This window comes from Gordonia sp. (in: high G+C Gram-positive bacteria), from assembly GCF_047606305.1.
Classification (GTDB): domain Bacteria; phylum Actinomycetota; class Actinomycetes; order Mycobacteriales; family Mycobacteriaceae; genus Gordonia.
The window spans coordinates 1-25,669 of sequence record NZ_JASGER010000041.1 but is presented as its reverse complement, the minus strand read 5'-3'; the positions used below and the strand labels follow the sequence as shown (position 1 = coordinate 25,669).

The following is a 25,669-nucleotide window of genomic DNA, read 5'->3' as shown; positions in this document are numbered from 1 at the left end:
ACATCTGTTAATCTGTGTGTAGGTTGTGTGACCCGCAACACAGAATCGCGGTAACGCCGGAAGGACACCGAAATGGCATCGACCAGGACTGCGCACGTGAACCCCGAACCGTCGTACGACCGCGGCGAGGTCGAACCCCCGCTGTTGAGCGACACCATCTACACAAACTTCCGCTCGACGGCGACGCGGGTGGCCACGCACCTGGCCATCGCCGACGACACCTCGGGACGAACGTGGTCCTATGCGGACATGCTCGCCGACGTCCGAGCGCTCGCCGCGGGCTTGCTGCGATTGGGTGTGCAGCGGGGCGACCGTGTCGGGGTGTGGTCGCCCAACCGCGCAGAATGGATATTGGTCCAGTACGCGACGGCGGCCATCGGTGCGGTACTGGTCAACGTCAACCCCGCCTATCGACAGAGCGAAGTGAACTTCGCGCTCTCCCATGTCGGCATCACCCTTGTCTTCGCGTCACCGGCCTTCAAGGACTCCGACTATCCGACGATGGTCACCCGGGCTGCCGAGGAGACCGCCTCATCGATCACACTGGTGACATTCGGTAGTCCCGAATGGGAAGACTTGCTGAGGCCGCCGTCGGAAGTCGAACTCGGCACCGTCGAAACCATCGCAGAAGCGCTCGATGCCGACGACCCCATCAACATCCAGTTCACGTCCGGCACAACGGGCGCACCCAAAGGCGCGACCTTGACGCACCGCAACATCCTCAACAACGGCTTCCTCGTCGGAGAACTCGTCAACTACACCGCGTCCGACCGAATCTGCATCCCGGTGCCCTTCTACCACTGCTTCGGCATGAGCATGGGCAACCTCGCCGCCACCACCCACGGAGCCGCGATGATCATCCCGGCGGCGGCGTTCGACCCGGCGGCGACGCTGGCGTCGGTAGACCGACACAAGTGCACGAGCCTGTACGGCGTGCCGACGATGTTCATCGCCGAACTGGCCCTGCCCGACTTCGACGACTACGACCTGTCGAGCCTGCGCACCGGGATCATGGCCGGGTCGCCGTGCCCGGAACAGGTGATGCGCGAGGTGGTCGACCGCATGCACATGGCCGAGGTGTCGATCTGCTACGGGATGACGGAGACCTCGCCTGTCTCCACCCAGACCAGGGTCGACGACGAACTGTCGCTGCGCGTCGGCACGGTGGGCCGCGTCGGCCCGCATCTGGAGATCAAGATCGTCGACCCGGCAAGCGGGGACACCGTCCCGAGGGGCACGGCCGGTGAGTTCTGCACCCGCGGTTACAGCGTGATGAAGGGTTACTGGAACCAACCGGAGAAGACCGCCGAGGCGATCGACAAGGACGGCTGGATGCACACCGGCGACATCGCGGTGATGGACGCGAACGGCTACGTGCAGATCACCGGCCGCATCAAGGACATGGTCATCCGCGGCGGGGAGAACATCTACCCGCGCGAGATCGAGGAGTTCCTCTACACGCACCCCGCCATCCTCGACGCCCAGGTGATCGGCGTCCCCGACGAGAAGTACGGCGAAGAACTCATGGCGTGGGTGCGCCTGCGCGACGCCGACGGCGATTTCACCGCCGAGGACCTCCGCGAATTCGCGCACGGCAAGATCGCCCGGCACAAGATCCCGAAGTACGTCCACGTCGTCGACGAATTCCCGATGACCGTCACCGGCAAGGTGCGCAAGGTCGACATGCGCGCCCAAGCCGTCGAGTTGCTCGGACTGGCCTAGGGGGTCCACTCGGCGCAAATGACCGCCCACTCGGCGGGGTTAGTCGGTCGGGCGCAGGCGCACCAGGGTCGAGCGCGCGGCGCGGGCCACGACGACGCCGTTCTGGTTGCGGCCGATGTGCGTCAGGTCGACCACACCCTCACCGGGCCGCGACCTGGACTCCCGCTTGCCGGTGCACTCGGTTTCGGCGTAGAGCGTGTCGCCGGCGAACATCGGCGCCGGGAAGGCGATGTCGGAGAAGCCGAGGTTGGCCACCAGCGTCCCCTGCGTCAGCTGCGCCACCGAGAGACCGACAATCGTGGAGAGGGTGAACATCGAATTGATCAGCCGCTGGCCGTCGAAGCCGGGCTGCGTCTGCGCGAAAGCGGCGTCCAGGTGGAGCGCCTGGGTGTTCATCGTCAAGGTCGTGAACAGGACGTTGTCGGCCTCGGTGACGGTACGTCCGGGCCGGTGCTCGTAGACGGCACCGATCTCGAATTCCTCGTACCAGAGACCGCGCTGGGTGATGCGCGGCGCGCCCTCCCCCGCGGTCATGACGGGAGCCCCAGCGCGCGGGCGATCAGCATGAGCTGCACCTCGGTGGTGCCCTCGCCGATCTCGAGGATCTTCGAGTCGCGGTAGTGGCGCGACACCGGGTACTCGTTCATGAACCCGTAGCCGCCGTGGATCTGCGTCGCCATCCTGGCATTGTCCATCGCCGCCTCGCTGGAGACCATCTTCGCGATCGCCGCCTCCTTCTTGAACGGTTTGCCGGCCAGCATCAGGGCGGCCGCGTCGTAGTAGGCGGTGCGCGCCACGTGGGCGCGGGCCTCCATCCGCGCGATCGCGAACGAGATCGACTGGTACTCGCCGATCGGCTTGCCGAAGGACTTGCGCTCACCGGCGTACTTGACGCACTCGTCGACGCAACCCTGGGCGACGCCGGTGGCCAGGCCGGCGATCGCGATGCGCCCCTCGTCGAGGATCGACAGGAAGTTCGCGTAGCCGCGCCCGCGGGTGCCCAGCAGGTTCTCCCGCGGCACGCGCACATCGGTGAAGCTCAGGGGATGGGTGTCCGACGCGTGCCAGCCGACCTTGTCGTAGGCCGGTTCGGCGGTGAACCCCGGCGTGCCCGCCGGGACGATGATCGTCGAGATCTCCTTCTTGCCGTCGTCCCGATGACCGGTGACCGCGGTGACGGTGACCAGCGACGTGATGTCGGTGCCGGAGTTGGTGATGAACTGCTTGGCCCCGTTGATCACCCACTCGTCGCCGTCCTCGACGGCGGTGGTGGCCGTCGCGCCGGCGTCGCTGCCGGCTCCGGGCTCGGTCAGGCCGAACCCCGCGAGCGCCTTGCCGGCGGTCAGATCGGGAAGGTAGCGCTGCTTCTGCTCCTGCGTGCCGAAGCGGAAGATCGGCATGGCGCCAAGGCCCACGCCGGCCTCCAGCGTGATGGCCACCGACTGGTCGACCTTCCCCAGCTCCTCGAGGGCCAGGGCGAGCGCGAAGTAGTCGCCGCCCATGCCGCCGTATTCCTCCGGGAAGGGCAGGCCGAACAGGCCCATCTCCCCCATCTGGGCGATCACCTCGTAGGGAAAGGTCTTGTCCCGGTCGTGCTGGTAGGACGCCGGCGCGACCACCCGTTGCGCGAAGTCGCGCACACTCGCGACCAGGTCCGCGTATTCACTCGTCAGTTCCATCGGTTCCTCAGTCCTCCTCGACGTGTGCCAGCACCTGGTTGGCGGCGACTTTGTCGCCCGCGGCGACGGTGACCGACGCGGTCCCCGCTCGGGGCGCGCGCAGCGTGTGCTCCATCTTCATCGCCTCGACGACGACCAGCGGGTCGCCCTCGGCGACGACTGCCCCGTCCTCGGCGGGGACGGCGACGACGGTGCCGGGCATCGGACTGTGCACGTCGCCGGCGGCGGCCGCCCCCGACCCGCTCGCCAGGCGATGGGCCGGCGTCAGCACCCAGGTGCCCGCCCGACCGCACACCCAGCGGTCATCGCCGTCGACCGCGACCCGCCACCGCGTGAGCACGCCGTCACAGCGCACGATGGTCGTCGCACCGGGTTCGACGACCACGTCGCCGCCCCACACCCGCGCGCCCCCGGCATCGTCGATCCGCACGTGCGACCGCAGTCCCCGACCGTCGGAACCGACGACCGTCGCCGACACGGTGTACCGCTGCTCTCCGCACACCAGGCGGCTCACCATGGGTGCGGGAGGGCCGATGCGGAAGCCGACGGCGCTGCGCCACACGTCGTCGCGCTCGCCGACCTCCAGCCCTCCCAGCGCGGCGGCCACCAGCGCGGCCGGAGTGGGCGGCGGGTCCGCATAGTCCTCGGCGATCGTGTCGAGCAGCCCGGTGTCGAGGTCGCCGGCGCGCACCGCGGCCTGGGCGAGGACGTGGCGGCAGAAGCCGATGTTGGTGCCCACACCGGCCAGGACGGTCTCGGCCAATGCCTCGTCGAGCCGGTCGATCGCCTCGGCGCGGTCGCGGCCGTGGGCGATGACCTTCGCCAACATCGGGTCGTAGAAGGAGCCGACCACCGATCCCCGGTCGATGCCGGCGTCGACGCGGACGCCGTCCCCGACATGGGGCCAGGACAGGGCGGCGACGGTGCCGCCGGTGGGCAGGAAGCCGCGGGCGGGGTCCTCGGCGTAGACGCGCGCCTCGATCGCGTGGCCGTCGAGCACGACGTCGTCCTGGGCGATCGCCAGCTCCTGCCCGCGCGCGACGCGGATCTGCTGCTCGACCAGGTCGATGCCGGTGACCATCTCGGTCACCGGGTGCTCGACCTGCAGGCGCGTGTTCATCTCCATGAAGAAGAACTCGTCGGGGCGTTTCGCCGAGACGATGAATTCGACCGTCCCGGCGCCGGTGTAGCCGACGCTGCGGGCGGCGTCGCAGGCCGCAGCACCGATGCGGGCGCGCGTCTGCTCGTCGAGCAGCGCCGACGGCGCCTCCTCGATGACCTTCTGATGGCGGCGCTGCAACGAGCACTCCCGCTCGCCGAGGTGGACGACCCCGCCGTGGGTGTCGGCGAGGACCTGCACCTCGATGTGGCGCGGGGTGTCGACGAAGTGCTCGAGGAACAGGGCGTCGTCGCCGAAGGCCGCGGCCGCCTCGCGCCGCGCGGTCACCAGGGCCGCGGGCAGGTCGGCGGGGCCGTCGACGCGGTGCATGCCCTTGCCACCGCCGCCGGCACTCGGCTTGATCAGGACCGGGAAGCCGATGTCGGGCGCCGCGGCGATCAGGTCGTCGTCGGTCAGCCCGGGGCGCGACAGACCCGGCACGACCGGCACTCCGCGTCGGGTCACCGCGGCGCGCGCGGTGATCTTGTCGCCCATCGTGGCGATTGCGTCGGCCGGCGGGCCGATGAACACGATTCCCGCCTCGGCGAGCGCCGTGGCGAAGGCGGCGTTCTCCGAGAGGAAACCGTAGCCGGGGTGTACCGCGTCGGCGCCGCTCGCCACGGCCGCCCCCACGACCTTCTCGATGTCGAGATAGCTCTGCGGCGCCGGAGCCGGACCCAGCCGCACCGCGCTGTCGGCCCGGCGCACGTGCGGGGCGGACGCGTCGGCGTCGGAGTAGACGGCGACCGCCTCCAGGCCCATCCGGTGGACGGTGTCGATGACGCGGCAGGCGATCTCCCCGCGGTTGGCGATCAGGATTCTGTGGATCATCGCCATCACATCCGGAAGACGCCGTTGTTGACCTCGGCCAACGGCGCGTAGCGGCAGGCCTCGAGCGCCAGGCCGAGGACGGTCCGGGTGTCGGCGGGGTCGATGATGCCGTCGTCCCACAGGCGCGCCGTCGAGTAGTAGGCGTCGGACTGCTCGGCGAACTGCTCGTGGATGGGTGCCTTGAACGCGGCCTCGTCCTCGTCGGACCACGCCCGGCCGGACCGCTCGATCTGATTGCGCCGCACCGTGGCGAGGGTGTCGGCGGCCTGCGGACCGCCCATCACCGAGATCCGCGCGTTGGGCCAGCACCACAGGAACCGCGGCGAATAGGCCCGCCCGCACATGGAGTAGTTGCCGGCCCCGAAGGAGCCGCCGATCATCACCGTCAGCTTCGGCACCCGTGCGCAGGCGACGGCCGTGACCATCTTGGCGCCGTTCTTGGCGATGCCGCCCTCCTCGTACTCGCGCCCCACCATGAAGCCGGTGATGTTCTGCAGGAAGACCAGGGGGATGCGGCGACGGTCGCACAGTTCGATGAAGTGCGCTCCCTTGAGCGCCGACTCGGAGAACAGCACCCCGTTGTTGGCGACGACGCCGACCGGGTGCCCGTGGACGCGGGCGAACGCGGTGACCAGCGAGGTGCCGTACCCGGCCTTGAACTCGGTGTACTCGCCGCCGTCGGCGAGGATCTGGATGACCTCGCGCACGTCGTAGGGGGTGCGCGGGTCGACGGGCACGACGTCGTACAGGTCGGTCTGCGGTCGGCGCGGGTCGCGGGTCGGCTCGGTGTCCCACTGCGCCGGGTCGCGCGGGCCGAAGGTGGCGACGATGTCGCGCAAGCGGTCCAGCGCCTGCTCGTCGTTCGCGACGAGATGGTCGGTCACCCCGGACACCGTCGAGTGCATCGCTCCCCCACCCAGGTCCTCGGCGGTCACGTCCTCGCCGGTCGCCGCCTTCACCAGCGGCGGTCCGGCCAGGAAGATGGTGCCCTGCTCGGCGACGATGACGTTCTCGTCGCTCATCGCCGGCACGTAGGCGCCGCCGGCGGTCGACGAGCCGAGCACGGCGGCGAGCTGCGGGATGCCCGCCGCGCTCATGTTCGCCTGGTTGAAGAAGATGCGGCCGAAGTGGTCCCGATCGGGGAAGACCTCGTCCTGTTGCAGGAGCATCGCGCCGCCCGAGTCGACGAGGTAGACGCACGGCAGCCGATTGGCCGCGGCGATCTCCTGGGCGCGCAGGTGCTTCTTGACCGTCACCGGGTAATACGTGCCGCCGGAGACCGTCGCGTCGTTGGCGACGATCATGCACTGGCGCCCGTGGATCAGTCCGACACCGGCGACCACACCGGCGGCGGGCGCCTTGTCGTCGTACATCCCGAAGGCGGCCAGCGGCGCGATCTCCAGGAAGGGCGACCCGGGGTCGACGAGCGCGTCGATCCGCTCGCGGGCGAGCAGCTTGCCGCGCGCCAGGTGGCGCTCGCGGGCCTTGTCACCGCCGCCGGCCGCGGCGATGCGCAGCCGCTCGTCGAGCACGGCGACGTTCTCGCGGTGCTGCTGCGCCCCGTCGGACATCCGACCACCTCAGTTAGTAGTGATTAACTGAAATGGGAGACTACGTCCCCGGCGGACCGCTGTCCACCGAATCGTCAAACCGAGGCGCTCAGCGCGCTCCACGCCATCGCCGAGAGCAACCCGCGCAGGTCGTCGGCGGGATAGTCGGGCAGGCGCGGCGAGGAGTTGAGCAGGCCGAAGACCGCCTGCGCGCGCACGCGGGCGCTCGCGCGGGACTGGGGCGCGTGCTCGACCAGCACATCGACCCAGCGCTCGACGTAACGCCGCTGCAGCGAGCGCACCCGGTGCCGGGCCTCCTCCGACAGCGAGTGCAGGTCGCGGTCCTGGACCGCGATCAGATCCGGCCGCGTCACCAACATGTCGATGTGGAAGTCGACGAGCCGGCGCAGGACCGCCGCACTCGGCCCGCCGGCGGCGATCGCCGCCTGCGCACCGTCGAGCAGGCGCTCGCTGATGTCGACGAGCATCGTGTCGAGCAGATCGGTCTTCGAGTCGAAATGGCGGTACACCGCCGGCCCGCTGACCCCGACCTCGGCGCCGATGTCCTCCAGGCGCACCGCGGTGAACCCGCTGCGGGCCATCAGGCGCGCCGCGGCCTGCAGCAGGTCCGCCCGACGCTCGGCCTTCGCCTGCTCGCGCGTCACTGCTGCCGCACCTCGTGGGTGTAGACCACCCGGCTGCGCAGCAGCAGGTCCTGCAACGAGCGCCGCGACGGCGACAGCGCCACCCAGACCAGCCCGATCGGGAAGACCGCACAGATCACCGCCCGGGCCAGCGCCACCAGCACGTGCAACCGGCCACCGGCCGCGCCCGTCACCCGCAGGCCCATGGTGATGCACCCGACGGTCCGCCCGGAGGTCGCCCAGCAGACGAACAGGTAGCCGATCAGCACGACCAGGTAGCCGGAGGTCGTGAACCACCACTGCAGCCGATTGAGGTCGATGTGCCCGAGGTCGACGACGAAGAGGAAGAAGGTCAGTGCCAGGTAGCCGCCGGCGATGAGCGCGGCCGCCACCACCACGTCGACGACCCCGGCGATCGTGCGGCTCACCACCCCGGCGGTACGGGCCCCGGTCACCGGTCGCCCCGGCGCAGCACTCGGTTCACGAACCGCTCCACGCCGTCGTCGGCGCGCTCAGAACCGCTGCGCACGTCGTCGATGACCTCGCTGGAGACCGAGGCCGACGCGTCTCGCACGATCGTGGTGAGGTCGGTGTGGGCCACGAGGGCGTCGACGTCGACGCGGTCGAGCAGCGCGTTCACATCGATGCGGGCCAACAGTGCGTCCAGATCGACGGAGGCGAGCACGCGGTTGATGTCGACCCGGTCGACCAGCGCCTGGACGTCGACGGTCGCCAACACCCGGTTCAGGTCGATCGCCGAGGTCAGCACCGGCGTCAGATCGGTCCCGGAGAGGTAGTCGACGACGTCGTCGAGGACGGCGTGGACCACCGACCGGGGTACCGCCACCGCGGCACTCACCGCCGACGTCGCGGCGTTACGGGTCGCACCCAGCAGACTCATCGGCCCAGTATGCCCGAGCCGACGAGCCCCGCGGCCGCGACTACGCCAGGGTCTGGAAGATCTCCCGGGCCAGCTCGGCGGTCGCGCTCGGCGTCTTGCCGACCTTGACCCCGGCCGCCTCGAGGGCTTCCTTCTTGGCCTGCGCGGTGCCCGAGCTGCCCGACACGATGGCGCCGGCGTGGCCCATGGTCTTGCCCTCGGGAGCGGTGAAGCCCGCGACGTAGCCGACGACCGGCTTGGAGACGTTGGCCTTGATGTAGTCGGCCGCACGCTCCTCGGCGTCGCCGCCGATCTCGCCGATCATGACGATGAGCTTGGTGTCCGGGTCCTTCTCGAAGGCCTCGATGGCGTCGATGTGCGTCGTGCCGATGACCGGGTCGCCGCCGATGCCGATGGCGGTCGAGAAGCCGAGGTCGCGCAGCTCGTACATCATCTGGTAGGTCAGCGTGCCCGACTTGGACACCAGGCCGATCGGACCCTTGCCGGTGATGTTGTTCGGCGTGATGCCGACCAGCGCCTCACCCGGGGTGATGACGCCGGGGCAGTTCGGGCCGATGATGCGGGTCTTCTCACCCTTGTCGACGTTGTAGGCCCACGCGTACGCGGTGTCCTGCACCGGGATGCCCTCGGTGATGACGACCAGCAGCGGGATCTCGGCGTCGATGGCCTCGATGATGGCGTCCTTGGAGAAGGCCGGCGGCACGAAGGCGATCGAGGTGTCCGCACCGGTCTTCTCCATCGCCTCGGCGACGGTCGCGAACACGGGGAGCTCGACGGTGTTGCCGGCGGCATCCTCGTGGGTCACGGTGGTGCCGGCCTTGCGGGCGTTGACGCCGCCGACGATGTTGGTGCCCGCCTTGAGCATCAGGGCGGTGTGCTTGGTGCCCTCGCCGCCGGTGATGCCCTGGACGATGACCTTGTTGTTCTTGTTCAGGTAGATCGACATGTCTGTTGCGCCCCTCTTACTTGCTCGCCAGTTCGGCGGCCTTGTCGGCGCCGTCGTCCATCGTTTCGGCCAGGGTCACCAACGGGTGGTTGGCGTCGGCCAGGATCTTGCGGCCCTCGTCGACCTTGTTGCCGTCCAGGCGCACGACCAGCGGCTTGCTGGCGGCGTCGCCCAGGGTGTTCAGGGCGCCGACGATGCCGTTGGCGACCGCGTCGCAGGCGGTGATGCCGCCGAAGACGTTGACGAAGACGCTCTTGACCTGCTCGTCGCCGAGGATGACGTCGAGGCCGGCGGCCATCACCTCGGCCGAGGCGCCGCCGCCGATGTCGAGGAAGTTCGCCGGCTTCACGCCGCCGTGCTTCTCACCGGCGTAGGCGACGACGTCCAGGGTGGACATCACCAGGCCGGCGCCGTTGCCGATCACACCGACCTCGCCGTCGAGCTTGACGTAGTTGAGGTCGTTCTCCTTGGCCTTGAGCTCGAGCGGGTCGGTGGCGTCCTTGTCCTCGAACTGGGCGTGGTCGGGGTGCCGGAAGTCGGCGTTGCCGTCGAGCGTCACCTTGCCGTCCAGGGCCAGGATCTGGTCGTCGGGGGTGCGCACCAGCGGGTTCACCTCCACCAGGAGCGCATCCTCGGAGACGAAGACCTCCCAGAGCTTGGCGATGGTGACCGCCGCGGCGTCGAGGATCTCAGCGGGCAGGTGGCCCTGCTCGGCGATCGAGCGCGCGGTCGCCAGGTCGACGCCCTTCACGGCGTCGACGTGGACGCGGGCGAGGCGGTCGGGCTTGGTGGCGGCGACCTCTTCGATCTCCATGCCGCCCTCGACCGAGCACATCGCCAGGTAGGTGCGGTTGGCGCGGTCGAGCAGGAAGGAGATGTAGTACTCCTCGGCGATGTCGCTGGCCTCGGCGACGAGCAGCTTCTTGACGATGTGGCCCTTGATGTCGAGGCCGAGGATGTCGTTCGCGTAGCGCTCCGCGTCGTCGGGGGTGGCGGCGTACTTGACGCCACCGGCCTTGCCGCGACCGCCGGTCTTGACCTGCGCCTTGACCATGACCGGCTTGCCGACCTCTTCGGCAATCTCGCGCGCCCCCGCGGCGGTGTCGGTCACGCGGCCCTGGGTACCGGGCACGCCGTGCTTGGCAAACAGTTCCTTCGCTTGGTATTCGAAGAGATCCATTCAACTCACCAATCTTGTTGGTTCTTTGTGGGCACCCGGGTGCTGGGATGTGACGCGGGCGATGTATCGGACTCTAAACCCCGGCCCAACGGCTCGCTCGACCGGCTCCCGATCAGGCACGTTAGGGCACTGACGTGCGCTGAACCGCGTCTCGGGGCCAGGTGTGGAGATTGTCACTCCCCGCTAACTATTCTCACCGTTTGTTGGACTTGGCGCCGCCTCTCCGATACCTTCGTGGGGGTGCCAAGTCACGAATTGGTTACGAAGAACGTGTGAATCACCGGTAGTTAGGCAGGAACGTGGCCCGAGAACGAAACGGCGTAGTCGAGCACGCCGGGCGTCGCTTCATCGCCCCGGTCGACGCCTCCTCCGTCGTCGCCGCCAAGACCACCACCGCCGCTGCGAGCGACTTCTACGACGACTCCTTTGACTCGCTGACCCTCGACCGCGACAGCTGGGCGGGCACGATCCGCCGCGGCCGCGCCCTCGACCCGCACACCGCGACCGCCTCGGAAATCACCCAGGACATCGCGATCCCGGAGAGCGAGTACCGCCGCGAGCGCTCCGCCGCGGCCGTCGCCCCGGTGACCGAGCCCGTCGGCGTCGTCACGACCGTGGAGACCGCCGACGAGGCCCCCGCCGCCGTCACCCCGCGCCCCGAGCGCAAGGTCGGCAAGTCCGGCAAGCACCGTGTCGTCGCACCGCCGACCACCCTCAAGGGCGGTCGCGCGGCGCTCGTCGCACTCGCCGCCGGTGCCGCCGTCGCCGCCGCCGCGCAGGCCGTGTCCTCGGACAAGACCGCCACGCCGATCACCGCCGCCGACGGGACCCCCGACGTCGGACCGGGTGTCGTGGCAGCCGCCGACGACACCGACATGTCCGCGTTCACCCGCGGCCTGGGCAAGGGCAAGGAGCTCGCCGCCGCCGAGGATGCGCGCGAGAACCTCAAGCGCCGCCCGCTCTTCACCTCGCCGATCCCGCTGGGCCAGTACAGCTTCACGTCCGGCTTCGGCCCCCGCTGGGGCTCCTTCCACGGCGGCTTGGACATGGCCGCCCCGCTGGGCACCCCCATCCACGCCGCCACCGACGGCGTCGTCATCAACGCCGGCCCGGCGTCGGGCTACGGCAACTGGGTCCAGATCCGCGCCGCCGACGGCACCGTCACGATGTACGGCCACATGTCCTCCTCGGGCGTCCTGGTCCAGAAGGGCCAGCACGTCACCGCCGGCGACGTGATCGCCCTGGTCGGCAACGAGGGCTTCTCCTTCGGTCCCCACGTCCACTTCGAGGTGTGGCGGAACGGCACGACCAAGATCGACCCGATGCCGTGGCTCGCGCAGCACGGCGTGCGCCTGTCGGCCTACACCGGCTGACGCGCAAACCACACTTCCGGAACAAACCCAGCACCGATTCGGTGCTGGGTTTGTCCCGTTTCGCGGGGTTTGCGGGTCAGATCTTCTCCCCCGGCAGACCGCCGAGGGTCATGAAGGTCATCCGCCCGACGTTCCCGCCGAAGTCGAACGTGACCCGCTCGGTCGGACCGGCGCCCTCCTTGGCCACGGCCTTGCCCAGCCCGTACTTCGGATGGTTCATGCGGTCGCCGATCGCGTAGTCCTCGTGCTTGTTGCGACCCCGCGTGGGCTGCCCATAGGACTCGCGGCCGCGGGTGCGGTACTGGTCGTGACCGCCGCTGTCGCCGAACCCGAAGGCACCCGACGACCGGTGCCGCGACGCCGAGCGCCGCGGTTCGGTGCGCCGCCAGTCGAGCAGGTGCCCGGGAATCTCGGTGAGGAACCGCGACTCCGGATTGGACACGGGCTGCCCCCACGACGCCCGCATCAGCGCGCGGGTCAGGTAGAGCCGCTCCTTGGCGCGGGTGATGCCCACGTAGGCCAGGCGGCGCTCCTCGCTGAGTTCGGCGGGATCGCCCAGGGAGCGCATGTGCGGGAAGTGGCCGTCCTCCCACCCGGTGACGAACACGACCGGGAACTCCAGCCCCTTGGCGGTGTGCAGCGTCATCAGGGTGACCACACCGGCATCGGAATCGGGTACCTGGTCGGCGTCGGCGACGAGTGACACGCGCTCGAGGAAAGCCGCCAGCGAACCCGGCTCCGGTTCGCCCTCGGTGTCGACCTCGTCGACGACCGGCGCCTCCTGCGCCTCTTCGGCCGCGGTGGCGCTGAATTCGCGGGCGACCGCGACGAGCTCGTTCAGGTTGTCCAGCCGGGCGCCGTCCTGCGGGTCGCGGGAGGCCTCCAGCTCGGCCCGGTAGCCGGTCCGGTCGACGATCGCCGACACCAGCTCACCGACGTCCCCGCCCTCGGCGGTCGCGTCGACGGTGACCTGGTCGGCATCCCCGAAGGCCGTCAGGAAGTCGCGGCGCAGCCCCTCGATCAGGTCGACGAAGCCGCCGATCTGGTTGACCGCGCGCTTGTTCAGCAACGGCACCGAGCCCTGCTGCGCCTCCAGCAGCGCCTGGTAGAAGCTGATGCCGCGGTTCTCCGCGTGGACCGCCACACAGGCCTCCGCACGGTCGCCGATGCCGCGCCGCGGCGTGTTGAGGATGCGGCGCAGGCTGACGGTGTCGTCGGGGTTCGCGACGGTGCGCAGATAGGCGATAACGTCGCGCACCTCCTTGCGCTCGTAGAACTTGGTGCCGCCGACGACCTTGTACGGGATGCCGTGCCGCACGAACACCTCTTCCAGGGCGCGCGAGCCGGTGTTGGTCCGGTAGAAGACGGCGATGTCGGAGTACTTGCGACTGGCCGACCCGCCGATCGAATAGTCGGTGAGGGTGTCGATCTCACCGGCGATGAACGTCGCCTCGTCGCGGTCGGAGTCGGCGACATAGCCGACGATCGGGTCACCGTCGCCCGAGTCGGTCCACAGGCGCTTCTCCCGACGGTTCGGGTTCTGCGCGATGACCGCGTTGGCCGCCGACAGGATGGTCTGCGTCGACCGGTAGTTCTGCTCGAGCAGGATCGCCCGCGCCGCCGGGAAATCGCGCTCGAACTCCTCGATGTTGCGGATCGTCGCGCCGCGGAAGGCGTAGATCGACTGGTCGGCGTCACCGACCACGCACAGCTCCGCGGGCGGCAGTTCGGCCGACGCGTCGTCCGCCGTGCACCCCGTCAACTCCCGGATGAGCACGTATTGCGCATGGTTGGTGTCCTGGTACTCGTCGACGAGGATGTGCCGGAACCGTCGGTGGTAGTACCGCGCGACGTCCGGGTGGCGCTGCAGCAGGGCGACCGTCTCGCCGATGAGGTCGTCGAAGTCGAAGGCGTTCGCCGCGCGCAGGCGCTTCTGGTACTGCTCGTAGACCCGCTTGACCACCGCCTCGGCCGAGTTCTCGTCGACGCCCTCGGGCACCTCGACCCCGTCGGGTCCGACGAGTTCGTTCTTGTGGTTCGAGATCTCCACGGCCAGCCCGCGGGCGGAGTACTTCTTCGGGTCGAGCTCCAGGTCGCGGATGATCATCCCGAGCAGTCGCCGCGAATCGTCGGCGTCGTAGATCGAGAAGTTCGAGTTCACCGTCTCGCCGAGCAGCCCCGACTGGGCGCGCAGGATGCGCACGCACATCGAGTGGAAGGTCGAGACCCACATCGCCCGACCGGCGCCGCCGACCAGCTCGACGACCCGCTCGCGCATCTCGGCGGCGGCCTTGTTGGTGAAGGTGATGGCGAGGATCTGCCCGGGGTGCACGTCCCGCTCGGCCAACAGGTAGGCGATTCGCCTGGTCAGCACGGATGTCTTGCCCGATCCGGCGCCCGCGACAATCAGCAACGGAGACCCGGTGTGTGTCACCGCCTCGCGTTGCTGTGGATTCAGTCCGCGCAGCAGTTCCTCAGCACTCATCTCACCGTCCAGATTACCGGGACGGGCGGACAGTCAGCGCACCAACGCGGCCTCGGCGACCTCGCCGACGCGCCCCGCACCGGTGTGCACCGCCAGCCCCGGGGTGAGCGGGCGCAGGATCAGCGCGGTGCCCCGGCCGGTGGTCTGGACGTACACGACGTGCAGCCCGGCACGGACATCGACGGTGACCGGCTGGCCGGCCGCCAACTGCACCGCCAGCCGGCCGTCGCGGTTGGCGCAGTAGCTGAGCGCGATCGTCCAGGTCCAGTTGATCAGCGGGCCCGACAGCGGCACCCGACTCATCCCGCGGACCTCCGGCGCGGTGCAGCTGCCCTCGCCCGCGGCGAAGGTGCGGGCCGGGGTGACCCCGCCGGGCACCAGCCGACCACCGCGGTCGAAGACCTTGAGGTCGTCGGTCACCGTCCCGAAGTGCACCGCGGGCCGCAACCGGCCGAACGTGTGGCTGACCATGTTCTCCGGGTTCGCCACCGGGGTGAGGATCTCCAGCGGCAGCGCCTGGTCGAACATGGTGCGGCCCGGATCGGCGCGCAGCGAGGCCCGCGCGGTGCGCAGGTACTCCGGGGTCGGGTTGTTGCGCCACGACCTGTCGAAGTTCCACAGGCCCCACGCCGACGAGGCGATGAGTACGACGGTCGCCGCGGCAGCGGCCTGCAGCGCGGGGCGGTCGACGCCGCGCAGGTGGCGGTGAGAGGTCCGCGGGACCGCCAGGACCAGCGCGAGGGCGGCCGTGATGACGAGCGCGGTGTCCGGCAGGTAGCGCATCGTCTGGGCCAGCTCGAGGGCGGTGTTGGCACTCGACCGGTTCCACATCACCGGAACCTGCGCCAGGACCGCGTATGCCGCCGCGACCGCCACGACGACGAGTCCGCGCGGTCGGCGCCAGGCGATCACGCCGACGACGACCCCGAGGACCACCCATCCGGCGATGATCTGCCACAGCGGTGCGAACCCCATGGGCGGGCTGGGGATCCAGCGGTCCCACGTCCACGGACCGCCGGCCAGCGACGGGATGATCGCGTTGTCGACGGTGCGCCAGACCAGGTGCAGCGTCTGGCCGATGCCGTGGTGACCCGCGGCGCCCTGCCCGCCGGTCACGGCGAGGAACAGCACGCCCCAGGCGGCGGTCATCGGCACCAGCACGTGCCACAGCGGTCGGGCCCGACGGTGGGCCGCGGCCAGCGGACCGGGCACCTCGCCGGGCTCGGCGGCGACCGGGTTCATCGCGCACCACACCACCGTCGCGACGAACACGACCGGCAACAGGTACAGCGACTTCTCGAAGCAGGCCAGCGCGACGAGGTAGACGGCCCCGCTGCGCATGGCGATCAGCAGCCGGGAGTTGTCGTCGAGCCCGCCGCGGCACAGCAGCACGGCGTCGCCGATCACCCAGGCCATGGCGAACAGCATCGGCAACGAGTTGAGCCCGGCCGCCCACCACACGTAGGCGGGCACCGTCATGGGGGTGAACAGGAAGAACGCCAGGACCAGCACCGTGGCCCACGAGTCGCGGCCGGCGAGCAGCCGGATCATCCGCCAGACCGCCAGTGCGACGGCGGTCGCCAACACGACGAGCGTCACCGCGGCCGGCCACCACTGCGTCGGCGCGATCAGCGTCGTCAGGCCGGCGATGAAGAAGGCGCCGGGCATGAAGTGCCCGTCGTGGTTGTGTGCCAGGTACTCCGGGCTGAAGACGTTGTGGGTCGAGGCCCGCCCGATGAGGATCAGGTCGTCCCAGTAGAAGCCGCCGGTCGCGACGAGCACGATGCGGACGACGACGTAGAGGGCGATCAGCGCGAGCGCGACGCGGCCGGCCGGCGATCCGGTGATCCGTCGTACCGGGGTTTCAACATCCACGTACCAGATCGTACGGCGGGCGGGCCCCCGCGCGGGTCAACTACTGGTGGCTCGTCGACGTGGGGGCGACGACGTAGACCACACGGTGCTCCGCGTCGCCGGGCGGCCCGTCCAGGGGCAGCCCGTAGCGCTCGGCGAGTTCGGTGAAGAAGGCCGCCGCCGGATCGGGGTCGATGCGCTCGACGACGCCGCGCACCTCCAGGTAGCGGTAGGGCTGCTCGGGGTCGTTGACCGAGAACGCCACGCGCGGTTCGGCGGTGACGTTCCGGTACTTCTGGCGGACGGTCGTGTTGGTGAAGTAGACGTATTCGCCGTCGAAGGAGAACCACATCGGGTTGACCTGCGGCGACCCGTCGGGACGGATCGTCGCGAGGTGGGCGTACAGCGGGCGGTCGAGCAGGTCGCGGTGCGAGTCGGGGATCACGGACATCGGCGTGCCTTTCTGGGGTGGGAGTGGCTATTCGCGGCCGACGGAGATCCACGTCGGATCGGCGGCGATGTTGCGACCGCCGACGGCCAGGTCCGCGACGCGGTCGAGCGCGGCCAGCGCCTCGTCGTCGAGCACCAGGTCGGCGGCGGCCGCGTTCTCGGCGAGGCGTGTGACCGACCGGGTGCCGGGGATCGGCACGACCGGCAGCCCGGCGCGTCGACCCGAGGCGTACAACCAGGCGAGTGCGACCTGGGCGCTGGTCGCGTCCAGCCGCTGCGCCACCGCGCCGACCGCATCGACGACCCGCTGGTTGGCCTCCCAGTTGTCGCCGGTGCGCGCGGTCGAGCCGCGCAGGTCGGCGGCCACCTGTTCCCGGGTGAGGGTGCCGGTCAGGAACCCCCGCCCGAGCGGCGAGTAGGGGACGAAGCCGACGCCGAGTTCGGCGCAGGCGGGTACGACCTGCGCCTCGACGTCGCGCGACCACAGGCTCCATTCGCTCTGCACCGCGGCGATCGGTGCGACGGCGTGGGCGGCGCGCAATTCGCCGGCCGTCACCTCGGACAGGCCGAGGTGGCCGACCTTGCCCGCCGCGACCATCTCGGCCATCGCGCCGACGGTCTCCTCGACGGGGACGTCCGGGTCGCGACGGTGCAGGTACCAGAGGTCGATCACGTCGGTGCCCAGGCGCCTCAACGACGCGTCGCAGGCCGCCCGGACGTAGTCGGCGTCGCCGCGGGTCCGCTTCCCTCCGCCACCGGCGTCGGCGCCGATCGGCCCGACGATCCCGAACTTGGTGGCGAGGACGACCTCGTCCCGCCGCTCGGCGAGCAGCCGTGCGACGAGCCGCTCGTTGGTGCCCGCCGGCCCCGTCGTGCCCGGTTCGGGGGCACCGTAGACGTCGGCCGTGTCGAGGAAGGTCACGCCGGCGTCGACCGCCGCGTTCAGCACCGCCAGGGCGGACGCGTCGTCGGTGCCGCCGTAGACGGGCGTCACCGCCATGGCGCCGAACCCCATCGCGGACGTCTGCAGGCCGTCGCCGAGTGTGATCGTGTGCATGGTGCGCTCCCCTATTCGTCGTCGGTGCGGCGCTGCTCGGCGCGCTCGTCCGGGTCGGTGATGGCTTCCTCGGTGCAGTCCAGGCCGCGGTCGATGAGCCGCCGGTAGTGCGCGATCTTCTGGTCGACGGAGTCGAGGTCGTCGACCAGCTCCCGGATCCGGGTCTCGATCTCCTCGCGGTGGTTCTCGAGCAGCCGCATCCGCCGACCGTGCGTGCGCGCCCCCTGCGCGACCATCGTCACGAAGTCGCGCATCTGGGCGACGGGCATCCCCGTCCGTCGCAGGCGCACGAGCAGGTCGATCATCCGCACGGTGGCGTCGTCGTATTGCCGCACGCCGGCCGAATTGCGCGGCACGTCGGGGATCAGGCCCTCGGACTCGTACCAGCGGAGGGTGTCGCGGGTGAGGCCGGTGCGGGCGGAGACGTCGGCGATGGAGAGGCGGTTGTCATCGGGCATACAGCCACGCTAGGACTTCGAGTGCACTCCAACGCAAGGGTCGACTGCGGACGACCGCGCATCGGGGCGGTGCGGGCGTGGCAAAATCGTCCCGGTGAGTGACGAATCGCAGCCTTTCGACCCGAGCGCCTACGACCTCGGCGACGACGTCACCGGTCTGCCCGACGACATCGACGTGTTGCGCGGCGAGATCGACCGACTCGACGCGGTCATCCTGGCCGCCATCAAGCGCCGGTCGGCGGTGTCGAAGAAGATCGGTGCCGCCCGCATGGCATCGGGCGGACCGCGGCTGGTCCACAGCCGCGAGGTGAAGGTGCTCGACCGCTTCGCCGAACTCGGCCAGGAGGGCCACACACTGGCCATGCTGCTGCTGCGCCTGGGACGGGGCCCGCTGGGCCGCTGACCGGCCCCTGTCGGCACTGAGTGCCCGACGCCGCGCGCGCGGACGCAATAGGGTGGATTCCATGCGCGAAGACGTGACGTCCACCGAGTCGTGGCGCGCCCTCGCCGGCCACCAGCCGCAGATCGCCGCGACGACACTCCGGCAGTTGTTCGCCGACGACCCCGATCGCGGCCGCGACCTCGTCGTGGAGGCCGGCGACCTGTACATCGACTACTCCAAGAACCTCGCAACCCGCGAGACGCTGGACCTGCTGATCGCCCTGGCGCGGGAGGTCGGCGTCGAGGAGCGGCGCGACGCGATGCTCGCCGGCCGGCACATCAACACCTCCGAGGACCGGGCCGTGCTGCACACCGCGCTGCGGCTGCCCGCCGACGCGACGCTGATGGTCGAGGGGCACAACGTCGTCGCCGACGTGCACCGGGTGCTCGACGCGATGGGCCACTTCTCCGACGACGTGCGGTCGGGGGAATGGCGCGGCTTCACCGGCGAGAAGATCACCGACGTCGTCAACATCGGCATCGGCGGCTCCGACCTCGGTCCGTCCATGGTGTGCGGCGCGCTGCGCGACTACCACGACGGACCGCGCACCCACTTCGTGTCCAACGTCGACCCGGCCGACATCCTCTCGAAGCTGGACGTCCTCGATCCCGCCACGACGCTGTTCGTCATCTCCTCGAAGACCTTCACCACGCTCGAGACGCTCTCCAATGCCGGTGCGGCGCGCGCGTGGCTGGTCGACGCGCTCGGCGACGAGGCGGCGGTGGCCCGCCACTTCGTCGCGGTCAGCACCAACGCCGCCGAGGTCCACAAGTTCGGCATCGACACGTCGAACATGTTCGAGTTCTGGGATTGGGTCGGCGGTCGCTACTCGGTCGACTCGGCGATCGGGCTGTCGGTGATGCTCGCCGTCGGGCGCGCCGGGTTCGACGAGTTCCTCGCCGGCTTCCACGCCGTCGACGAACACTTCGCCACCGCGCCGATCGAGCGCAACGCGCCGATCCTCCTGGGCATGCTGAGCGTCTGGTACAACGACTTCTTCAACGCCGGCAACCGCGCGGTGCTGCCGTACTCCAACGACCTGGGTCGCTTCACCGCCTACCTCCAGCAGCTGTCGATGGAGTCCAACGGCAAGTCCGTCACCGTCGACGGCAAACCCGTCGCATGCGACACCGGTCAGGTGTGGTGGGGCGAACCGGGCACCAACGGCCAACACGCCTTCTTCCAGCTGCTCCACCAGGGCACCCGCATGATCCCCGCCGACTTCATCGCCTTCGTCCGGCCGTTCCGCGACGTCACCACCGTCGACGGCACGTCCATGCACGACCTGCTGATCAGCAACGTCCTCGCGCAGACGAAGGTGCTCGCCTTCGGCAAGACGGCGCAGGAGGTCGCCGCCGAGGGCGTCGCGCCGAAGGTCGTGCCGCACAAGGTGATGCCGGGCAACCGGCCGTCGACGACGATCTTCGCCCCGAAGCTCTCCCCCGGTGCGCTCGGTCAGCTCATCGCGCTCTACGAGCACCAGGTGTTCGTCGAGGGCACGGTGTGGGGCATCGACTCCTTCGACCAGTGGGGCGTGGAACTGGGCAAGAAGCAGGCCATCGAGCTGCTCGGCCCGGTCAGCGGGGCACAGCCCGCGCAGGAACTCGGCGACTCCTCGACCGAGGCCCTCGTCGCCTGGTATCGCGGCCGCGCCGACGACGACAAGTAGCCCGCCAACCGCCGAGTGGGCGGTCATTCTCGCCGAGTGGGCGGTCATTCTCGCCGACTGGGCGGAATCGACCGCCCACTCGGCGGAATTGACGGGCGGCGCCGTCAGACCAGGCGCCGCGACACCGGCTCGGGCAGATGACGCAGGGCGGCCGCGACCGGCTCCCACGGCCAGCGGGGCACCGCGGCGTGGGCCTTCTCGGCCTCGATGGCCGCCACCATCGCCGCCACACCCTCGTCGGTCGTGGCCATCATCCGGGTCTTCAGACCCCGGTTGATGTCGGTCTCGATGTAGCCCGGCTCGATGATCGTCACGGTGATCGGCTTGCCGGCGAACTCGGCCTGCAGTCCCTGACCCAGCGCCGTGACACCGGCCTTGGACGCCGCGTAGGCGGCCTGCGCCTTGGGCAACCCCCGCGTCGCACTCACCGAGCTGATGAGCACCAGGTGTCCGTGGCCCTGCTCCCGGAAGATCTCCAACGCCGCCTCGCATTGCGCCAGGGCACCGGTGAGGTTCGTCTGCACGGTCTCGAGATTGGCATGGGCCTTGCCGGTGCCGATCGGCGCGCCCTTGCCCAACCCGGCGTTGACGATGACACGGTCCAGACCGCCCAGCTCGTCGCGCAGTTTCCCGAACACGACCGGCACAGAGTCGAAGTCGGTGACGTCCAGCGCGGCGACCGCGACCTTGTCGGCCACGGCGCGCAACTCGTCGGCCAACGCCTCGAGGCGATCCAGGCGACGCGCGCACAACGCCAACGAGCGCCCCTTCTGCGCGAAGGCCCGGGCCATGCCCTCGCCCAGTCCCGAACTCGCGCCGGTGATCAGAATCTTCTCGCGTTTGCTCACGCGCCCAGCTTAGGCCGCTTCACTTGAGCAGCCGCGACATCCGTCGATCGGCCAGCTTCTTGCCCCCCGTCTGGCACGTCGGGCAGTACTGGAAGGACCGATCGGCGAAGGACACCTCGGCCACCGTGTCCCCACACTCGGGGCACGGCAGCCCGGTCCGCGCGTGCACCCGCAGCCCCGAGCGCTTCTCGGCCTTCATCGTCGCCACCCCGCCCGGGCCGTCGAGGCGGTCGACGGCCTCGCGCAGGACCTGGGTGATCGCGTCGTGCAGGGCGTCGACCTGCGCCTGAGACAACCCCTTCGACGTGGCGAACGGTGACAGACGCGCCCTGTGCAGGATCTCGTCGGAATAGGCGTTGCCGATCCCGGCGACGACCCGTTGGTCGGTGAGCAGGTTCTTGATCCGGGCGGTGGAACCGGCGAGGATCTGCGCGAGTTCGTCACGGCCCAGCCCGAGCGCATCGGGCCCGAGTCCGGCGATCCGCTCCACGTCGAGCGGGTCGGCGACGATCCACACCGCCAACCGCTTCTGGGTGCCGGCCTCGGTGACGTCGAAGCCCTCGCCGGGCAGCCCGCAGTGCACCCGCAGGGCGATCGGCCCCTTTCCGCCGGGCTTCGGCGGCTTCGGGGACAGGTTCTCGCTCCACCGCACCCAGCCGGCGCGCGACAGGTGGATGACCAGGTGCAGCGGCTCGCCGTCATCGTCGTCACCGATGGTGGTGATCACCAGGTATTTACCGATCCGCCCGACCGAGGAGACCGTCCGGCCGACGAGCGCCGTGTACGGCGGATCGGCCGTCTTGAGGACCGCCAGCGAGGCCACGTCGACTCGGCGAATCGGCAGACCCGCGGTGCGCTCGTCCAGGAAGTTGGCGATCGCGGTGACCTCGGGAAGCTCGGGCATGGTCAACACCGTACGGCCAATGTGCTCTAGTTGGAGGGTGACTTCATCATCGGCGGCCGATGCCGAGCTGGCCGCCCAGATCGCCGAGGGCGCCGGGCGCATCCTGCTCGGGGTGCGGCACGGCGGCCTGCTCGACGGACGGCTGATGGGCGACGCCGGCGACCAGATCGCCCAGGCCTGGATCGGTGCCGCCCTGCGCCGCCGGCGCCCGCGCGACGCGGTCCTGTCCGAAGAGGCCGAGGACGTCGGCGACCGGTCGAGCGCCAGTCGCGTGTGGATCATCGACCCGCTGGACGGGACGAGCGAGTTCAGCCTCGGCACCTCCGACTGGGCGGTGCACGTCGCGCTCGCCGTCGACGGGACGCCCACCGCGGCCGCCGTCGCGATCCCCGCTCGCGGCGAGGTGTTCCGCTCCGACGAGGTGAAGCCGCCCGACGGCCCGCTGACCGGGAAGATCGCCGTGTCCCGCTACGGAGGCAGCTACGAGGCGGCGCATGTCGCGGGCGCCCTCGGCCTGCAGCGGATCTCCATCGGGTCCGCGGGCGCCAAGGCGATGGCGGTGGTGCGCGGGGACGTCGACGCCTACGTGCACGCCGGCGGCCAATACGAATGGGACAACTGCGCCCCGGTCGGCGTCGCCGCCGCGGCCGGACTGCACTGCAGCCGGCTCGACGGTTCGCCGATCGTCTACAACCAGCGCATCCCGTACATGCCCGACTTCGTCATCTGCCGGACCGAGATCGCCGACGACATCCTCACCGCCCTCGACCACGTCTGGTAGCCCCGGCGGGCACCGCGAAAAAAACTGTGGCCCGGTACCTTCCGGTACCGGGCCACAGTCGTGTTTCAGCTAGCTGCTGGTGTCACTCGAACTTCTTGAAACCAGCGGCCTTCGCGTCAGCCTCGGTCGCGAACCAGATCTCCGCGATCGTCTGCTTGTACGCACGCGACTCGGGGGTGTGGTACAGACCCGAGTCCGCGTTGCCCTTGATCGGGTAGCCCTTGGGCTCCGCGTCGCCGGGCAGCGGCAGGTGAGCGCCCTTGGGAACCGGGACGGTCTTGCCGTCGCGGACCCAGGTGCCGGCAGCACCGGCAGCAGCAGCGGCACCGGCAGCGGACGCGCCGCCCTTACCGGTGGCGTCGTCGACCAGGCCCTTGACCTTGTCGCCGGCAGCCTCAGCGCCGTCCTTGATCTTGTCGCCGGCGTGCTCGGCGGCGTCGGCGACGCCCTCGGCAGCACCCTTGAGCTTGCCACCGACGGTGGCAGCAGCCGCACCGGCGGCACCAGCGGCGCCAGCGGCACCGGCGGCAACCTTGCCACCCGCACCCTTGACCGCGTCAACGGCACCGTCGACGTTCGGAGCGCTCAGGTGCGCACCGTGCGAACCCTTGCGGCCCTTGCCGGTGAGCAGGCGCCACAGCCAAGCCAGCAGCAGCAGGCCGCCGACGATCAGCAGCGGCAGAAGCAGCCACCACCAGTTGAACTTGCTGGTGTCCACCTTCGGAGCGTTGATATCCGGCGCGTTGATGTTCGGCGCGTGGATGTCCGGCATCGAGATGTTCGGCAGGTTGATCTTCGGCCAACCCGGCAGCGCGAGCGCCGGCAGGGCGAACTTCAGACCGTCCAGCTTGCCCTGGAGATCCGGCAGGGACAGGCCCGGCAGGTTCGGCAGGTTGATGAACTTGCCGGTCTTCGCGTCGAAGGTCAGCTTGCCGTTGGCGAACTCCTGGGTGAGGGTGTCACCGTCGACGGTGACGTCGCCCTTGGGCATGCCCAGCGCGGCGGCGACCGACGGATCGGCGAACGCAGCGGCGAACGGACCGCGCAGCAGCACGGCGCCGGTCTGCTCGCTCCAGTAGATGCGCGGGTTGTCCTCGGCGGAGAACTCGGCGAAGCGAGCACCCTGCGGAGCCTCGGCGACGGCCTCGTCGGTCTTCGGGAAACCGATCTTCTGGTCGTCGGCCGGACCGCCGACAGCGGCATACTTGTCCTTGATGGCGCCGTACAGGACGTGCGCGCCGGTCTTCTCGGACCAGTACACGCTGCCACCGGCGTACTTCTGCTCGAAGCCGTCGGCGACCGAAGTGACGTCGCCTTCCTTCTCGCCCAGGCCGGTGCCCAGGGCACCCTTGTCGATGGCGCCCGAGGCGACATCGGCAGCAGCCTTCTCGATCGCGGTGCGCGCGTCATCCTGCGGGGCAGCATGTGCGAGCGGCGCGACGAGCATCAGCGAGCCAGCCGCGGCGACGACGCCCAGCGCCACGCGGCGCAGAGCAACGAGCCCAGTCTTCTTCTCTACGGGTTTCACTCCGTGAACTCCTTGTTTCCATGGCACGACTTGGTCCATGCCTTTTTACAGCTTGCTACACAAACGCCGACCTCGCAGCGCAATCGCAGCCTCGATTCGACGGAATATTCACTAAACCGCAGAGTCGATTGCCGAAACCCACCCTAGTGGGGTTGGGGCCAATCGGGAACCCCCGGGGTGCGCGGCGCGTCGGTTTCACCCACGAAGGGTCAAACACCGCAGGTGAGAGGCGCAAATACGACCCCGTCGAACCGTCTGTGCTCCCGGTAGGATTCGAACCTACGACACCGGCTTTAGGAGAGCCGTGCTCTATCCCCTGAGCTACGGGAGCGGAATACCCGCGAATATAGGTTTAGCCGAATACTTCGCGGAACTTCTCCAGCGACGCGTGCAGATCCTTTCGGGTGGCCAATGCGGCGGCCTTGCCGGCCGGTCCGATCAGCGGCAGACCACCCAGGTCGACTTCGAAGGTGACCACCGAGCCGTCGCCCTTCGGCGAGATCGAGAGGTCGAGCTTGGCCTTCACCCCGCCCTTGCCGTCGCCCTTGAGGCGGACCTGTTTGGGCGGGTCGTACTTCTCCACCGTCCAGTTGAAGCGGACGCGGGCGCCCTTAAGCTTGATCACCGAGGCGACCTTCACACCCTTGCCGAGTTCCTCGGGCGCGGGGAGCGCGCTGCGCCAGCCGTCGTGCAGCGTGAGCCACTCGCCGTACCGGGACAGGTCCGATGCGTGTTCCCAGGCCTCCTCGACCGACATGTCGACGTCCACGGAGTCCTTCACCTTTGCCATGAGCACCAACCCTACTGTCACCCGGCGCGCCCGCGAGCTGCTGGGCGCCCGTCTCGTCGGGCACGGGGTGACGGTGGTGATCACCGAGGTCGAGGCCTACGACGGCGTGAACGATCCCGCCTCGCACGCCTTCACCCGGACGCCCCGGTCGGAGATCATGTACGGGCCGCCGTGGCGGCTGTACGTGTACCGCATCCATGGCCACCACTGCGCCAACGTCGTCACCGGCCCGACCGAACACGCCTCGGCTGTGCTCCTGCGCGCCGGGCGGGTCGTCGACGGTCTGGCCGCGGCGCGCCACCGTCGGCCCCCCGCCCGCCCCGACGCCGCCCGGGCGCGCGGGCCGCATCGTCGACGGGATCGAGATTGCCCGCGACCGGCGGCCGACAGCGCACGATGACGACGCCCTCGCCCGCGG

Annotated in this window: 23 protein-coding genes, 1 tRNA gene and 1 pseudogene; 6 read left to right on the top strand and 19 right to left on the bottom strand. The window is 69.9% G+C overall.

Going from position 1 to position 25,669, the window contains the following annotated elements; genetic code table 11:
• Nucleotides 1-72 precede the first annotated feature (72 nt).
• Nucleotides 73-1,722 carry an AMP-binding protein gene (locus QM634_RS06130; protein WP_415041884.1) on the top strand — a complete coding sequence of 550 codons (1,650 nt, stop codon included), beginning with the start codon at nucleotides 73-75 and terminating at the stop codon, nucleotides 1,720-1,722.
• A gap of 39 nt (nucleotides 1,723-1,761) precedes the next feature.
• On the opposite strand, the gene QM634_RS06125 is transcribed toward QM634_RS06130, so the two are convergent.
• From QM634_RS06125 to sucC, 9 genes are all read right to left on the bottom strand, one after another.
• Nucleotides 1,762-2,256: a MaoC family dehydratase gene (locus tag QM634_RS06125; RefSeq protein WP_415041883.1), complete on the bottom strand. Its 495-nt coding sequence runs from the start codon at nucleotides 2,254-2,256 to the stop codon at nucleotides 1,762-1,764.
• Nucleotides 2,253-3,401, bottom strand: coding sequence for an acyl-CoA dehydrogenase family protein (locus tag QM634_RS06120; RefSeq protein ID WP_415041882.1), 1,149 nt, complete (start codon nucleotides 3,399-3,401; stop codon nucleotides 2,253-2,255). Before QM634_RS06120 ends, QM634_RS06125 begins: the two co-directional genes overlap by 4 nt.
• 7 nt (nucleotides 3,402-3,408) lie before the next feature.
• Nucleotides 3,409-5,391, bottom strand: coding sequence for an acetyl/propionyl/methylcrotonyl-CoA carboxylase subunit alpha (locus tag QM634_RS06115; RefSeq protein WP_415041881.1), 1,983 nt, complete (start codon nucleotides 5,389-5,391; stop codon nucleotides 3,409-3,411).
• Between the two features lie 5 nt (nucleotides 5,392-5,396).
• The gene (locus QM634_RS06110) at nucleotides 5,397-6,962 is read right to left on the bottom strand and encodes a carboxyl transferase domain-containing protein (RefSeq protein WP_415041880.1); all 1,566 of its coding nucleotides are present in this window, start codon (nucleotides 6,960-6,962) and stop codon (nucleotides 5,397-5,399) included.
• A 74-nt stretch (nucleotides 6,963-7,036) separates the two neighbouring features.
• The gene (locus QM634_RS06105) at nucleotides 7,037-7,606 is read right to left on the bottom strand and encodes a TetR/AcrR family transcriptional regulator (RefSeq protein ID WP_415041879.1); all 570 of its coding nucleotides are present in this window, start codon (nucleotides 7,604-7,606) and stop codon (nucleotides 7,037-7,039) included.
• Nucleotides 7,603-8,013, bottom strand: coding sequence for an RDD family protein (locus tag QM634_RS06100; RefSeq protein ID WP_415041878.1), 411 nt, complete (start codon nucleotides 8,011-8,013; stop codon nucleotides 7,603-7,605). The genes QM634_RS06105 and QM634_RS06100 overlap by 4 nt, the downstream gene beginning before the upstream one ends.
• 23 nt (nucleotides 8,014-8,036) lie before the next feature.
• Nucleotides 8,037-8,486, bottom strand: a complete 450-nt coding sequence (locus QM634_RS06095; RefSeq protein WP_415041877.1) for a hypothetical protein — start codon at nucleotides 8,484-8,486, stop codon at nucleotides 8,037-8,039.
• 40 nt (nucleotides 8,487-8,526) lie between these two features.
• Nucleotides 8,527-9,432, bottom strand: coding sequence for a succinate--CoA ligase subunit alpha (sucD, locus tag QM634_RS06090; protein ID WP_415041876.1), 906 nt, complete (start codon nucleotides 9,430-9,432; stop codon nucleotides 8,527-8,529).
• Between the two features lie 16 nt (nucleotides 9,433-9,448).
• The gene (sucC, locus tag QM634_RS06085; protein ID WP_415041875.1) at nucleotides 9,449-10,612 is read right to left on the bottom strand and encodes an ADP-forming succinate--CoA ligase subunit beta; all 1,164 of its coding nucleotides are present in this window, start codon (nucleotides 10,610-10,612) and stop codon (nucleotides 9,449-9,451) included.
• 299 nt (nucleotides 10,613-10,911) lie between these two features.
• On the opposite strand from sucC, the gene QM634_RS06080 reads away from it, so the two are divergent.
• Nucleotides 10,912-11,985: a M23 family metallopeptidase gene (locus tag QM634_RS06080; RefSeq protein ID WP_415041874.1), complete on the top strand. Its 1,074-nt coding sequence runs from the start codon at nucleotides 10,912-10,914 to the stop codon at nucleotides 11,983-11,985.
• 76 nt (nucleotides 11,986-12,061) lie between these two features.
• Here the strand turns inward: QM634_RS06080 and QM634_RS06075 are convergent, their stop codons facing one another.
• The 5 genes from QM634_RS06075 to QM634_RS06055 are packed head-to-tail and all read right to left on the bottom strand — an operon-like array spanning nucleotide 12,062 to nucleotide 18,289.
• On the bottom strand, nucleotides 12,062-14,470 hold the full coding sequence (locus QM634_RS06075; protein ID WP_415041873.1) for a UvrD-helicase domain-containing protein: 2,409 nt from the start codon (nucleotides 14,468-14,470) through the stop codon (nucleotides 12,062-12,064).
• A gap of 33 nt (nucleotides 14,471-14,503) precedes the next feature.
• Nucleotides 14,504-16,345 carry a hypothetical protein gene (locus QM634_RS06070; protein WP_415041872.1) on the bottom strand — a complete coding sequence of 614 codons (1,842 nt, stop codon included), beginning with the start codon at nucleotides 16,343-16,345 and terminating at the stop codon, nucleotides 14,504-14,506.
• 40 nt (nucleotides 16,346-16,385) lie between these two features.
• Complete coding sequence (locus QM634_RS06065) at nucleotides 16,386-16,775, bottom strand: PPOX class F420-dependent oxidoreductase (RefSeq protein WP_415041871.1); 390 nt, start codon at nucleotides 16,773-16,775, stop codon at nucleotides 16,386-16,388.
• 27 nt (nucleotides 16,776-16,802) lie between these two features.
• Complete coding sequence (locus QM634_RS06060; RefSeq protein WP_415041870.1) at nucleotides 16,803-17,831, bottom strand: aldo/keto reductase; 1,029 nt, start codon at nucleotides 17,829-17,831, stop codon at nucleotides 16,803-16,805.
• A gap of 11 nt (nucleotides 17,832-17,842) precedes the next feature.
• A complete protein-coding gene (locus QM634_RS06055) occupies nucleotides 17,843-18,289 on the bottom strand; it encodes a MerR family transcriptional regulator (protein ID WP_415041869.1) in 447 nt (148 codons plus the stop codon).
• A gap of 94 nt (nucleotides 18,290-18,383) precedes the next feature.
• Between QM634_RS06055 and QM634_RS06050 the strand changes: the two genes are divergently transcribed.
• Nucleotides 18,384-18,692, top strand: a complete 309-nt coding sequence (locus QM634_RS06050) for a chorismate mutase (RefSeq protein WP_415041868.1) — start codon at nucleotides 18,384-18,386, stop codon at nucleotides 18,690-18,692.
• A gap of 61 nt (nucleotides 18,693-18,753) precedes the next feature.
• Nucleotides 18,754-20,400: a glucose-6-phosphate isomerase gene (pgi, locus tag QM634_RS06045; protein WP_415041867.1), complete on the top strand. Its 1,647-nt coding sequence runs from the start codon at nucleotides 18,754-18,756 to the stop codon at nucleotides 20,398-20,400.
• Between the two features lie 104 nt (nucleotides 20,401-20,504).
• On the opposite strand, the gene QM634_RS06040 is transcribed toward pgi, so the two are convergent.
• Nucleotides 20,505-21,248 carry an SDR family oxidoreductase gene (locus tag QM634_RS06040; RefSeq protein ID WP_415041866.1) on the bottom strand — a complete coding sequence of 248 codons (744 nt, stop codon included), beginning with the start codon at nucleotides 21,246-21,248 and terminating at the stop codon, nucleotides 20,505-20,507.
• 19 nt (nucleotides 21,249-21,267) lie between these two features.
• Complete coding sequence (locus QM634_RS06035; protein WP_415041865.1) at nucleotides 21,268-22,152, bottom strand: Fpg/Nei family DNA glycosylase; 885 nt, start codon at nucleotides 22,150-22,152, stop codon at nucleotides 21,268-21,270.
• A gap of 37 nt (nucleotides 22,153-22,189) precedes the next feature.
• On the opposite strand from QM634_RS06035, the gene QM634_RS06030 reads away from it, so the two are divergent.
• The gene (locus QM634_RS06030) at nucleotides 22,190-22,933 is read left to right on the top strand and encodes a 3'(2'),5'-bisphosphate nucleotidase CysQ (protein WP_415041864.1); all 744 of its coding nucleotides are present in this window, start codon (nucleotides 22,190-22,192) and stop codon (nucleotides 22,931-22,933) included.
• 82 nt (nucleotides 22,934-23,015) lie between these two features.
• On the opposite strand, the gene QM634_RS06025 is transcribed toward QM634_RS06030, so the two are convergent.
• From QM634_RS06025 to QM634_RS06015, 3 genes are all read right to left on the bottom strand, one after another.
• On the bottom strand, nucleotides 23,016-24,461 hold the full coding sequence (locus QM634_RS06025) for an LGFP repeat-containing protein (protein ID WP_415041863.1): 1,446 nt from the start codon (nucleotides 24,459-24,461) through the stop codon (nucleotides 23,016-23,018).
• 258 nt (nucleotides 24,462-24,719) lie between these two features.
• Nucleotides 24,720-24,792: transfer RNA gene (locus tag QM634_RS06020), tRNA-Arg, on the bottom strand.
• A 21-nt stretch (nucleotides 24,793-24,813) separates the two neighbouring features.
• Nucleotides 24,814-25,251: an SRPBCC family protein gene (locus tag QM634_RS06015; RefSeq protein WP_415041862.1), complete on the bottom strand. Its 438-nt coding sequence runs from the start codon at nucleotides 25,249-25,251 to the stop codon at nucleotides 24,814-24,816.
• On the opposite strand from QM634_RS06015, the pseudogene QM634_RS06010 reads away from it, so the two are divergent.
• Nucleotides 25,250-25,597: pseudogene (locus tag QM634_RS06010) on the top strand (DNA-3-methyladenine glycosylase); the annotation flags it as partial. The gene QM634_RS06015 and the pseudogene QM634_RS06010 sit on opposite strands and share 2 nt — an antisense overlap.
• Between the last annotated feature and the right edge of the window lie 72 nt (nucleotides 25,598-25,669).